Origin of the sequence: Actinoplanes awajinensis subsp. mycoplanecinus (assembly GCF_001509495.1) — a bacterium.
Classification (GTDB): Bacteria; Actinomycetota; Actinomycetes; order Mycobacteriales; family Micromonosporaceae; genus Actinoplanes; species Actinoplanes palleronii.
In genome coordinates this window covers 111,037-122,612 of sequence record NZ_LLZH01000097.1, presented here as the reverse complement: position 1 = coordinate 122,612, position 11,576 = coordinate 111,037, and the positions used below count along the sequence as shown (strand labels likewise).

Annotated in this window: 11 protein-coding genes; 5 read left to right on the top strand and 6 right to left on the bottom strand. The window is 70.3% G+C overall.

Annotated elements, in window-relative coordinates:
* Window positions 1-7 precede the first annotated feature (7 nt).
* Entirely contained in the window at window positions 8-1,192 is a 1,185-nt protein-coding gene (locus tag ADL15_RS13790; protein WP_067689412.1) for an acetoin utilization protein AcuC, read from the bottom strand.
* 148 nt (window positions 1,193-1,340) lie between these two features.
* Here ADL15_RS13790 and ADL15_RS13785 point away from each other — a divergent pair, with 148 nt between their 5' ends.
* Complete coding sequence (locus ADL15_RS13785; protein ID WP_083971222.1) at window positions 1,341-2,027, top strand: metal-dependent transcriptional regulator; 687 nt, start codon at window positions 1,341-1,343, stop codon at window positions 2,025-2,027.
* A 20-nt stretch (window positions 2,028-2,047) separates the two neighbouring features.
* On the opposite strand, the gene ADL15_RS13780 is transcribed toward ADL15_RS13785, so the two are convergent.
* Complete coding sequence (locus ADL15_RS13780) at window positions 2,048-2,599, bottom strand: hypothetical protein (RefSeq protein WP_067689409.1); 552 nt, start codon at window positions 2,597-2,599, stop codon at window positions 2,048-2,050.
* Between the two features lie 144 nt (window positions 2,600-2,743).
* Here ADL15_RS13780 and ADL15_RS13775 point away from each other — a divergent pair, with 144 nt between their 5' ends.
* Both ADL15_RS13775 and ADL15_RS13770 read left to right on the top strand, forming a co-directional pair.
* Window positions 2,744-3,232 carry a MerR family transcriptional regulator gene (locus ADL15_RS13775; protein WP_067689406.1) on the top strand — a complete coding sequence of 163 codons (489 nt, stop codon included), beginning with the start codon at window positions 2,744-2,746 and terminating at the stop codon, window positions 3,230-3,232.
* Window positions 3,229-4,134 carry an alpha/beta fold hydrolase gene (locus tag ADL15_RS13770; protein WP_067689403.1) on the top strand — a complete coding sequence of 302 codons (906 nt, stop codon included), beginning with the start codon at window positions 3,229-3,231 and terminating at the stop codon, window positions 4,132-4,134. Before ADL15_RS13775 ends, ADL15_RS13770 begins: the two co-directional genes overlap by 4 nt.
* 411 nt (window positions 4,135-4,545) lie before the next feature.
* Here ADL15_RS13770 and ADL15_RS13765 read toward each other — a convergent pair whose 3' ends face one another.
* Window positions 4,546-5,721, bottom strand: a complete 1,176-nt coding sequence (locus ADL15_RS13765; RefSeq protein WP_067689399.1) for an MFS transporter — start codon at window positions 5,719-5,721, stop codon at window positions 4,546-4,548.
* A gap of 178 nt (window positions 5,722-5,899) precedes the next feature.
* On the opposite strand from ADL15_RS13765, the gene ADL15_RS13760 reads away from it, so the two are divergent.
* Window positions 5,900-6,424: a hypothetical protein gene (locus tag ADL15_RS13760; protein ID WP_067689396.1), complete on the top strand. Its 525-nt coding sequence runs from the start codon at window positions 5,900-5,902 to the stop codon at window positions 6,422-6,424.
* A 51-nt stretch (window positions 6,425-6,475) separates the two neighbouring features.
* On the opposite strand, the gene ADL15_RS13755 is transcribed toward ADL15_RS13760, so the two are convergent.
* From ADL15_RS13755 to ADL15_RS52900, 3 genes are all read right to left on the bottom strand, one after another.
* Window positions 6,476-9,385, bottom strand: a complete 2,910-nt coding sequence (locus tag ADL15_RS13755; RefSeq protein ID WP_067689393.1) for a vitamin B12-dependent ribonucleotide reductase — start codon at window positions 9,383-9,385, stop codon at window positions 6,476-6,478.
* A 54-nt stretch (window positions 9,386-9,439) separates the two neighbouring features.
* Entirely contained in the window at window positions 9,440-9,961 is a 522-nt protein-coding gene (gene nrdR, locus ADL15_RS13750; protein ID WP_067689778.1) for a transcriptional regulator NrdR, read from the bottom strand.
* Window positions 9,962-10,300: 339 nt separating this feature from the next.
* A complete protein-coding gene (locus tag ADL15_RS52900) occupies window positions 10,301-10,438 on the bottom strand; it encodes a hypothetical protein (protein WP_157441349.1) in 138 nt (45 codons plus the stop codon).
* A gap of 254 nt (window positions 10,439-10,692) precedes the next feature.
* Between ADL15_RS52900 and lexA the strand changes: the two genes are divergently transcribed.
* The gene (lexA, locus tag ADL15_RS13745; RefSeq protein ID WP_067689390.1) at window positions 10,693-11,502 is read left to right on the top strand and encodes a transcriptional repressor LexA; all 810 of its coding nucleotides are present in this window, start codon (window positions 10,693-10,695) and stop codon (window positions 11,500-11,502) included.
* Window positions 11,503-11,576: the final 74 nt, after the last annotated feature.

Genomic DNA, 11,576 nt, shown 5'->3' with positions numbered 1-11,576 from the left:
TCAGTCTTCAATCACGAGGGTCGTGGGGGTCCAGCCCGTGCAGCGGGAACACCGCCAGGCGGGCCGCGAGGATGGCCCGGTCGACCGGGTCGGTGTCGGTGCCCGGTGACCAGGTCTCCTGCGGCGGCGGGGTGCCGTCACCCATCATCTCCGGCACGGGTGTGCCGGGGCGACGGTCGGCGGCGAACTTCTGCCAGGACTTCGGGACCCGGGCGCCCGGGTCCAACGGCTCACCGGAGGCCACCGCGAGCAGGTGCGTCCACGCCCGGGGCACCACCTCGACCAGGGCGTACCCGCCGCCGCCCATCGCCACCCAGCGGCCCTCGCAGAGTTCGTCGGCGAGCGCGCGCATCGCGATGTACGCCGCCCGCTGGCCGTCCACCGACAGCTGGAGATCGGCGAGCGGGTCGAGCCGGTGCGCGTCCGCGCCGCACTGGCTCACGATGATCTCCGGCGCGAACGCCCGGACCACCGACGGCACCACCGCGTGGAACGCCCGCAGCCAGCCGGCGTCGCCGGTGCCCGGTGGCAGCGGCACGTTCACCGCGGTGCCCTCCGCGCCCGGGCCGCCGGTCTCGTCGCAGAACCCGGTGCCCGGGAACAGCGCCAGCGGCGTCTCGTGCAGGCTGACCGTGAGCACCCGCGGATCGTTGTAGAACACCGCCTGCACCCCGTCGCCGTGGTGCACGTCGACGTCCAGGTAGGCCACCCGCTGCGCGCCGTGGTCCAGCAGCCAGGCGATCGCCACGGCGGGGTCGTTGTAGACGCAGAACCCGGCCGCCCGGGCCGGCATCGCGTGGTGCAGGCCGCCGGCCACGTTCACGGCGCGGCGGGCGGCGCCGTGCCAGACCGCCTCGACGGCCGCGATGCTGGCGCCGCAGATCCGCGCCGAGGACTCGTGCATGCCGTCGAAGACCGGGTTGTCCGGGGTGTTCAGGCCCCAGCCCAGGAAGAACGGATCGATCGGGGCCTGGCGTACGGCATCGAGATAGTCCGCCCGGTGCACCCGGGTCAGCTCGGCCTCGGTGGCCGGCCGTGGCGTGATCAACTGCACACCCGGGCGGTCCAGGACACCCAGCTCACGGGCGAGCGCCATGGTCAGCTCTATGCGTACCGGGTTCAGCGGGTGGTCGCCCATGTCGTAGTCGAGCAGGGCCTTGTCCCAGACCACCGCCGTCGTGTCGTCCGCCATGCCGCCATGCTCCCACGGGTTTTCCGGTCCGGCTCGCGTCCCTCTCTCGGGGCACGCCGGCCCCCGGCTCGGGTAGGGTCTCCTGGCACTTGCTCGGGGCGGATGTCAACCCCCCGCCACGCGGTAACATCGCTGCTGGGAGGACCGCATCGTGAACGACCTTGTCGATACCACCGAGATGTATCTCCGGACCATTCTCGAACTCGAAGAAGAAGGCGTGCCTCCGCTGCGCGCGCGCATCGCCGAGCGCCTGCACCAGAGCGGCCCCACGGTGAGCCAGACGGTCGCCCGCATGGAGCGGGACGGTCTGCTCACCGTCGAGGGAGACCGTCACCTGGTGCTGACCGAGGAGGGCCGGGCCACCGCCGTCTCCGTCATGCGCAAGCACCGGCTTGCGGAACTACTACTGGTCAACGTGATCGGCATGCCGTGGGAGGAAGCCCACGAAGAGGCGTGCCGGTGGGAACACGTGATGAGCGACTCGGTCGAGCGCCGGGTCTACGAGCTGCTGAACAAGCCGACCCGCTCGCCGTACGGGAACCCGATCCCCGGGCTGGAACAGCTGGGCCTGTCCGACGACACCGTCGACCCGTTCGCCCACGGCGAGCGCAACCTGGCGTTCCCCGGCCTGACCGGCAGCGTCGTGGTGTCCCGGATCTGCGAGAGCGTCCAGACGAACGCGGACGTGTTGCGGCAGCTGCACGCCGCCGGCATCGACCCGGGTACGACGGTGACGGTCGCGCAGGAGCGGGACGGGGTGACCATCGACAAGTCGGGTGACAAGATCCGGCTGCCGCGTGAGGTCGCGTCGCGGGTGTTCGTCGCGGCTCGCTGATCGTCCACCGGCGGGCTCGGTCAGCCGTCGGTGGTGTCCATCGCCTTGGCAAGGTCGAGCAGCTTGGCGTTCATCTGGGTCACTGTCGCTTTCGACGCGCCCTTGGCGAAGGTGAACTTCAAGGTCTGCAGCTGCTCGGCCTCGCTCAGCCAGCCGATCTCCACGGTCGGGCCGTGCCCGCCGGTCGCCGCGCCGTTCAGCCGGTACGCGGCCTTGCCGAGGCCCTTGAGCTTGACCGCCTTCTTCGGCATCCGCTCGGCCAGGAAGATCTTGGCGTCCGCCTTGGTCTGCTCGACCACCGACACCGACAGGTCGGGCCAGGAGCCGCTGACGGTCTGCACCACGCAGGTGGACGTGTCGTCGACCTGGTCGGAGGCGGCGACCCCGAACTGGACGCCGATCTTCTCCTCGATGAAGCCCCAGTCCCACAGGATGCACGCGCCGCCCGCGGAGGCGGCCGGCACCTGGGCGACGGTGACCGGGGGTAGCTTCGTCGGCACGTCTTCCTTCTCGTTGCAGCCGGACACGGCGAGCAACGCGACGACGCCGAGAACGGCGAAACCCGTACGCACTAGTGATTCCCTCCCGGTTCGGGGCACACCTTATTGCCCCGCGGGCGTGAGCGGAAGTGGCAGTCCATCGATGTACGGACAGTGACGCCGGGGTCGCACGGCGGGCTACTTGACACGTCTTGTCAAGTAGCGCACGATCAGGGCATGAGCAGTGGGTCCGGTGCGCTGGCGGAGCAGATCGCCCACCTGCTCGACGTGCGCCTGACCGACCCGCTGGAGATCCTGCTCGAGGGGGACGCGAGCGTGGACACGGTCCGCGGGCGGCTGCACCGGCGCGCGCTCGACTGGGCGGCCGTCATCGAGCACGGTCCCGAGCCGGACGCGGTGCGCACCATCGCCCGGCTGATCGCCACGCTCTATCCGGACGATCACGCGTTCGCGCCGCCGGTGGCGTGGTGGAGCACACCGCTCGGGCAGGCGGTGGCCCGCCGGGTGGGGCACCCGTTCGCGGCGTCGGTCACCTACGCGATGGCCGGCGCGATGCTCGGCATCAGCCGGCAGGGCGTGCACGACCTGATCCGCCGGGGCAAGCTCCCCCGGCATCCGGACGGCGGCGTGCCGGTCGACGCGGTCCGGGAACGCCTGCTGCGGGCCGAGCCCGGGCTTCAGTTCACGGAAGAGGAGGGGCAATGATCCACGACAGTCTTGTCGACGCGGGGAACGTGCAGATCGCCGTTCGCGACTTCGGGGGCGACGCGCCACCGCTGCTGCTCCTGCACGGTGCGGGCGGCAACCTCGCCCAGATGACCGTGCTGGCCCGCGCGCTGCGGCCGCACCACCGGGTGGTCACCGTCGACCTGCGCGGGCACGGCCGTTCCGCGGACGGGCCGTGGAGCTGGGACGCCGCGCTCGGCGACCTGGCCGCGGTCTGCGTGAAACTCGAACTCGACCGGCCCGCCGTGGTCGGGCACTCGCTGGGCGGCATGGTGGCCACGCTGTGGGGCGAGCGCCACCCGGAGTCCCCCGGCGTGGTGAGCCTGGACGGCAACCCGCCACCCACCCGGCCCGACCAGCTCCTCGGCCTGGACCGGGAGAAGGCCGAGGCCGAGCTGGACCGCCTGGCCGCGGTCTTCGACATGGTGGAGGCCGCCGCCGGGCAGACCGTCGAGGCGGGCGAGCTGGCCGACCTGGTGGAGCGCCAGCAGATGGCGGCCCGGGACATGGGCGCCAACGAGAAGGTGTGGATCGAGGGCTTCCGCCGCAACCTGGTGCACGGCAAGGACGGCCGGACCACGTTCCGGCCCACCTTCGAGGTCGTGACCCAGCTCCGCACGCTGATGAACGAGCTCGACCTGACCCCGGTCCACGCCGCGACCACCTGCCCGTCGCTGCTCGTGCTGGCCACCCGCAACCTGCCGGAGCAGGAGCCGTTCGCCGACCTGTACGCGGCGCACCGCCGGTTCCTGCTGGCCCAGGCCCGGGCCGTGCCGAACCTGCGCCACCTGCAGCTCGCCGACGCCTCCCACGCCATGGTGGTCGAACAGCCCACCCTGCTCGCCTCCGTGATCACCGACTTCCTCACCGAACACCGCTGACCCCGACCGGCGGCAGCCAGCGTGTGAAGTTTGGGCGCGCTCCGCACCCAAAAACCCCACGCAACGCTCGTTGACGGCTTGCGTGGGGAGTTTGGGCGCGCTCCGCACCCAAAAACCCCACACAACGCTCGTTGGCGGCTTGCGTGGGGAGTTTGGGCGCGCTCCGCACCCAAAAATCACACGCTGCTTGCTGTCGGGTTGCGGATGGGGGCTCGGTGTTGGGGTTGGGGTGACCTTGAGGAGCGCGGACGTCGCCCGGAGGGGGTCGCGTTGTGGACGCGTAGCGGCCAGCGGCACCCGGAGGGTCCCGGCGGGAGCGGCGATCTGTACCCCAGCGGACGCACGACATCGATCTTTTGAATTTGATCGTGACGGTCGTTCGGCAGACCGGTCCGCGGGTGGCGGCTGCGGTCAGGGGGCCGGCTTGGCGGCGTGGGAGGTGGCCAGGCCGATGAGCAGGGCGGCCAGGACGCAGAGCAGGCCGTTGCGGGGGCCGAAGTGTTCGGACAGGAAGCCGATCAGTGGGGGGCCCGCCAGGAAGGCGCCGTAGCCGATGGAGCCGGCCACCGAGACGCGCATGGCGGCGCGGATCGGGTCGTCGGCGGCGGCGCTCATGCCGATCGGGAAGCCCAGCGAGGCGCCCAGGCCCCAGAGCAGGGCGCCGGCCAGGGCGAACGGGATCGAACCGCCGAAGACGACCAGCAGGAGGCCGGCCAGCGCGGCCAAGGCGGTCACGCGGAGCACCGGGACGCGGCCCCAGCGGTCGGTGGCCTGGCCGCCGACCATGCGGCCCGCGGTCATCGCGGTCACGAAGACGCCGAAGCCGATCGCGCCCATGGTGTCGCCGGTGTGATAGCCGTCGACCAGGCTGATCGCCAGCCAGTCGTTGGCGGTGCCCTCGGTGAAGCCGAACCCCAGCATGATCAGGCCGATCAGGACGGTGCGCGGCTCGCGCCAGACCTGACCGGCGGTGATCACGGGACGGGCGCCGGGCTCCGGCTCGACGTGCGGCAGGAAGCGGCGGACCACCACGATCTGGACCGCGACGATGACCGCGGCCGTGAGATACAGCTGGGCCCAGACCGGCAGGCCGACCGCCGCGGTGAGCGCGCCGACGCCGGCGCCGCCGACCGTGCCCAGGCTGAAACCGGCGTGGAACCGGGGCATGATCGTGCGCTGCAGGCGGCGTTCGACGTCGGCCGCCTCGACGTTCATCGCGACGTCCCAGGTGCTGACCCCGAAACCGCAGAAGAGCAGGGCGGACCCGGCCAGCGCCACCGAGCCGAGCAGCGTGCCGGTGGCCAGCGCGACCAGGCCGAACACCATCGACATGCTGCCCAGCAGCACCGCACGGGCCGGGCCGGCGCGCTGCACCAGCGGGCCGGCCAGCGGGATCGACGCGACCGAGGCGCCGGACATGCAGAGCAGCAACAGGCCGAACCCGGCGGTGGAGAGCTCCAGCCCGTCCCGGATCGCGGGGGCCCGGGCCAGCCAGCCGGCGATGGCGAGACCGTTCAGGGCGAACGTGACCCCTACCGCGATCTTGGCGGTCTGCACCCGGGCCGGGAGGACGTCGATGCTGCTCACCGGCTGAACTTACACGTTAAAGCGGAGGTGGTCCGGTGAGCCCGGCAGCGGGGGCGGAATGACCGCGTCCCACAATGGGCGCGAAGCGACATCTTCTCGCCCCGGTTCGCCGCGGCGCATCGATGGATCCGCGCCGCCGTGACCGGTGGCGCATCGAGGGATATGGAAGGAGGGCGACATGGGCCGGCCCGAGGAACTGCAGGCGGAGGCGCGATCCGTGCTCGCGCTGCTGGAGCCGCTGGGACCGATCACGCCCACCGGCAGCTATGTCTCCGGACTGCTGGTCTGGCGCGACCTCGACGTGATGATGCTCGGCGGCCCGGAGTTCAGCCCGGCCGACGTCGTCGCGCTGCTCGGCAAGGCTGTCGGGATCCCCGGGCTGACCGGTTTCGCCTACCGGGACGAGCGTGGTGACCAAGGCCCGGATGCACGACACCACGTCACGCTCACCGTCGGCGACTGGCGTGTGGACCTGTCGATCTGGCTGCACGACGACCATGCCGCGGCGAGTCAGTGGCACGCCGGGCTGGCCGAGCGGCTGACCGACGAGGAGCGGCAGGCGATCCTGGCGATCAAGTCGGTGTGGCACAGCCGGCCGGAGTACCCGGGCGGGTTCGAGGTCTGCACGGCGGTGCTGGAGCACGGGGTGCGGACGGCGGTGGACTTCGGCAGCTGGCTCCGGGACACCCCACAGAAACGCTGAGACGCAGACGGGCCGTGCGCTGACGCGCACGGCCCGTTCCACGCTTACCGCCTAGCTGCAGCCGGACGTGGAGCCGCAGCCCTCACACACGTAGCAGCTGCCCGCGCGGCGCATCTTGGTGCCGCAGGTGAAGCAGAGCGGCGCATCCGCGGCGTGCCCGGTGACCAGCTCCAGCAGCTCGGTAGACGAGCCCACGCTGACCGGGGCGGCCGTGGCCGCCGGGGTGGTCGACGCCTTCGCCTCGGCCACCGTGACGGTGGACGAGCCGGTCGGGATCGCGACCGGGGCGGACGCGGCCATCCCGGGCAGGTCGATACCGGCGGCTTCGGCGGCGGCCTCGGCCTGCGCCTGGGCCGTGCGCTCCTTGGCGGTGAAGATGCCCAGCTCGGAGCGGGTCTCGTAGGGCAGGAAGTCCAGCGCCAAGCGACGGAAGATGTAGTCCATCACCGACGACGCCATCCGCACGTCCGGGTCGTCGGTCATGCCGGCCGGCTCGAAGCGCATGTTGGTGAACTTGCTGACGAACGTCTCCAGCGGAACGCCGTACTGGAGCCCTATCGAGATGGCCACCGAGAAGGCGTCCATCACACCGGCCAGGGTGGAGCCCTGCTTCGACATCTTCAGGAAGACCTCGCCGAGGCCGTCGTCCGGGTAGGACGACGCGGTGAGGTAACCCTCGGCGCCGGCGACCGAGAAGGAGACCGTCTCGGACGAGCGCTTCTTCGGCAGGCGCTTGCGGATCGGGCGGTACTCGATGACCTTCTCGACGATCTTCTCGACCGCCTGGGACACCTCGGCCGGGACCTGCGTGGCCGCGGTGGCCTTGCTGCCCTTGCCGGCCGACAGCGGCTGGCCGACCTTGCAGTTGTCGCGGTAGATCGCGAGCGCCTTGAGGCCGAGCTTCCAGCCCTGGTAGTGGATCTCCTCGATCTCCTCGACGGTCGCCGTCTCGGGCATGTTGACCGTCTTGGAGATGGCGCCGGAGATGAACGGCTGCACCGAGGCCATCATCCGGACGTGGCCGATCGGGGCGATCGACCGCTCGCCCATGGCGCAGTCGAAGACCGCGTAGTGCTCGGTCTTCAGGCCGGGCGCGTCCACCACGTTGCCGTGCTCGGAGATGTGCTCGACGATCGCCTCGACCTGCTCCTCGGGGTACCCGAGGCTGCGCAGCGCGCGCGGCACGGTCTGGTTGACGATCTGCATCGAGCCGCCGCCGACCAGCTTCTTGAACTTGACCAGTGCCAGGTCGGGCTCGATGCCGGTGGTGTCGCAGTCCATCATCAGGCCGATGGTGCCGGTCGGCGCGAGCACCGACGCCTGCGCGTTGCGCCAGCCCTGCTTCGCGCCGAGCTTGTTGCCGGACTGCCACTGCTTGGTCGCCTCACGGACGATCTCGGTGGCGACCGGGCCCTGCGGACGGATCTCGTCGTTCGCGGCGGCGTGCTTGCGCATGACGCGCTGGTGCGCCTCGGCGTTGCGGGCGTAGCCGTCGTACGCGCCGACGACACCGGCGAGCTCGGCCGAGCGGCGGTACGCCGTGCCGTTCATCAGCGAGGTGATCGCCGCGGCGACGTTGCGTCCGCCGTCCGAGTCGTACGGCAGGCCGGACGCCATCAGCAGCGCGCCCAGGTTCGCGTACCCGATGCCGAGCTGGCGGTACGCCCGGGTGGTGACGCCGATCTTCTCGGTCGGGAAGTCGGCGAAGCAGATCGAGATGTCCATCGCGGTGATGATGAACTCGACGCTCTTGACGAACTTCTCGGTCTCGAAGCCACCGTCGGCCTTGAGGAACTTCATCAGGTTCAGCGAGGCCAGGTTGCAGGACGAGTCGTCCAGCGACATGTACTCCGAGCACGGGTTGGACGCGGTGATCCGGCCGGTCTCGGGGTTGGTGTGCCAGTCGTTGATGGTGTCGTCGTACTGCAGGCCCGGGTCGGCGCACTCCCAGGCGGCCTTCGCGATGCCGCGGAAGAGCTTGCGGGCGTCGATGGTCTCGATGACCTCGCCGTTGAGCCGGCCGCGCAGGCCGAACTCGGTGCCGGCCTCGTAGGCCCGCATGAACTCGTCGCTGACCCGCACCGAGTTGTTGGCGTTCTGGTACTGCACGCTGACGATGTCGGCGCCGCCCAGGTCCATGTCGAAGCCGGCGTCCCGGAGCGCGCGGATCTTGTCTTCCTCGCGCGCCTTGGTCGAGACGAACTCCTCGATGTCCGGGTGGTCCACGTCGAGGATGACCATCTTGGCCGCACGACGGGTGGCGCCACCGGACTTGATGGTGCCCGCGCTGGCGTCCGCGCCGCGCATGAAGCTGACCGGGCCGCTCGCCGTCCCCCCGGACGACAGCAGCTCCTTGGACGACCGGATCCGGGACAGGTTGACACCGGAGCCGGAGCCGCCCTTGAAGATCAGCCCCTCCTCCTTGTACCAGTCGAGGATCGAGTCCATCGAGTCGTCGACGGAGAGGATGAAGCACGCGCTGACCTGCTGCGGCGACTTCGTGCCGACGTTGAACCAGACCGGCGAGTTGAAGCTGAAGACCTGGTGGAGCAGCATCCAGGTGAGCTCGTGGTCGAACGTCTCGGCGTCGGCGGGGGTGGCGAAGTAGCCGTACTCCTCGCCGGCCTTGCGGTAGGTCTGCACGACCCGGTCGATCAGCTGCTTCAGCGACCACTCGCGCTCCGGGGTGCCCACCGCGCCACGGAAGTACTTGGTCGTCACGATGTTCGCGGCGTTGACGCTCCACGACGTCGGGTACTCGACGCCGCGCTGCTCGAAGTTGATCGAGCCGTCACGCCAGTTGGTCATGACGATGTCGCGGCGTTCCCACTCCACCTCGTCGTACGGGTGGACGCCCGCCGTCGTCCACACCCGCTCCACACGCAGCCCCCCGGCCGCCACGCCGTTTCCGCCGTTGGCCCGGCTGCGCTGGCGACCTGCTGTGATGCCGTCTCCGGCCATATGAACGTGCTCCCCCTCTTAGAAACCGCTGAAGGTCTAGCTCTGGTGTGTCGTTCAGCCGTTGATCTTGGGTGCGCGGGACCCGCCGGATCGCGGCGCGATCGGGTGACGCGTGCCGGCTTCCCGGACGGACGGCGCCTCGCGAAGTGCGGCGATCTCCTTCTCGAACTCGTCGAGCGAGTCGAAGGACTTGTAGACGCTGGCGAACCGGAGATAGGCGACCTGGTCGAGTTCACGCAAGGGCGTGAGAATCGCCAGACCGACCTCGTGGCTCGGCAGCTCGGCAGCGCCACGGGCCCGGACGGCTTCCTCCACCCGCTGCGCGAGCAGCGCGATGGAGTCCTCGTCGACGGGCCGGCCCTGGCAGGCCTTGCGCACCCCACTCATGATCTTCGTACGGCTGAAGGGCTCGGTCACGCCGCTGCGCTTGACCACCGCGAGCACCGCTTCCTCGACCGTGGTGAATCGCTTGCCGCACTCCGGGCACGAGCGGCGGCGACGAATCAGCTGACCGTCGTCGGCCTCACGCGAGTCCACGACACGCGAATCCGCGTGCCGACAGTACGGGCAACGCACCGCGATCTCCCCCTTCACCGCTCACCCAGGGCTTTCCGGACACGCCGAAACACAGCCTCGCCTGGTATGAGCATCGGCGCGGCTGTGCGGGAACGTATGGAAAACCGGGGAGTGAAAACCCAACCTGTGGACGACTTGTTCTGTGCAACCACTACATGTTGGGGAAGACGCTATGCCGGTGCGGACACCGATGCAAGTCAAACGACGTGCCGACGCGCCGTATTCTGCACCTCATCACCCCAGGTGAACGCGTGATCACCCGGCGGGTCGGGAAACCGGTTGCCGCTACCGGGTGAACCGGGCACGACCATGACGTGGCACCCCATCGGGCACGCGGCGTCAGGCCTGCGAGGCGGCCGTGAACAACACGACACTCGCGAGAGTGGCCATCGCGAAGAAGAGGCCGAGCAGCACCAACCGGCCACGCCGGGTCAGCCGCAGAGCGGGTTCGGCGTGTCGCGCACCACTGGTGAGCATGACTGTTCCCTTTCTCTCGGACACCCGTTCGATAGAACGCCCGTACGACGGTTTATCAGAACGGGAGTACGAAAATCCAGTCCTGACGGGCGACACGCCGGGAGAATCTCGTACAGATGTTTGAATATGTCGCACCCGCCTACTACGGTTTCCTGTCAAGAGGGGTCAGCCGGACCAAACGCCATCCCCACGGCGACGTCCGGCTCCGCGACGCACCACGTGCCGACAGGCACTGGCCGACAGGGAGGGCGGACGTGTCGACCGACGACCGCACGAGCCGAGAGCAGCAACCGACCAGGCAGCAACCGACCGCCGCGCCCGAGGCCGGCGGCGCCGCGGCCGCGATGCGACGCCGCACCCCGAGCCGGGCCCGCTCCGCCGACGCCCCGCAGCTGCGCTCGGTGACCGCGGTCGGCAGCATGACCGAGCCGGTCGCCAGCGACCTCACCGCCCGCCAGCGCCGGATCCTCGAGTTCATCCGCGAGTGGGGCGAGAAATACGGTTACCCGCCCAGCGTCCGGGAGATCGGCGAGGCCGTCGGCCTGGTCTCCCCGTCGAGCGTGGCCTATCAGCTGAAGGCCCTGGAGACCAAGGGCTACCTGCGCCGCGACCCGAACCGGCCTCGCGCCGTCGACGTCCGCTCCCCCGGTGAGCTGGTCGACGACGAGGGTCTGCGGGCCGCCCGGCCGCAGCCGGCCTACGTGCCGCTGATCGGCCGGATCGCGGCCGGCGGCCCGATCCTCGCGGAGCAGGCGGTGGAGGATTTCTTCCCGCTGCCGCGCGAGCTGGTCGGCGAGGGCGAGGTCTTCATGCTCGAGGTCAAGGGTGACTCGATGATCGACGCGGCGATCTGCAACCGCGACTGGGTGGTGGTCCGCCAGCAGCCCACCGCCGAGGTCGGCGACATCGTGGCCGCGATGATCGACGGCGAGGCCACCGTGAAGAGCTACCGCCAGCGCGACGGCCACGTCTGGCTGATGCCGGCCAACCCGGCCTTCGACCCGATCCCGGGCGACGACGCGACGATCATGGGGCGCGTGGTCGCTGTCCTGCGCCGGGTCTAACCCTTTTCCGGTACGACCAATCGGGTCCCGTCCGTAGGCGACGCGCCACGTCCCGCCCGTGAGGCGACGCGAGG

Bases quoted from the DNA above. Each gene is read 5' to 3' on its own strand.
- ADL15_RS52900 (WP_157441349.1), bottom strand. From the start codon at position 10,438: ATGCTCACCAGTGGTGCGCGACACGCCGAACCCGCTCTGCGGCTGACC.
- ADL15_RS13770 (WP_067689403.1), top strand. From the start codon at position 3,229: ATGATCCACGACAGTCTTGTCGACGCGGGGAACGTGCAGATCGCCGTT.
- ADL15_RS13760 (WP_067689396.1), top strand. From the start codon at position 5,900: ATGGGCCGGCCCGAGGAACTGCAGGCGGAGGCGCGATCCGTGCTCGCG.
- ADL15_RS13790 (WP_067689412.1), bottom strand. From the start codon at position 1,192: ATGGCGGACGACACGACGGCGGTGGTCTGGGACAAGGCCCTGCTCGAC.
- ADL15_RS13775 (WP_067689406.1), top strand. From the start codon at position 2,744: ATGAGCAGTGGGTCCGGTGCGCTGGCGGAGCAGATCGCCCACCTGCTC.
- ADL15_RS13755 (WP_067689393.1), bottom strand. From the start codon at position 9,385: ATGGCCGGAGACGGCATCACAGCAGGTCGCCAGCGCAGCCGGGCCAAC.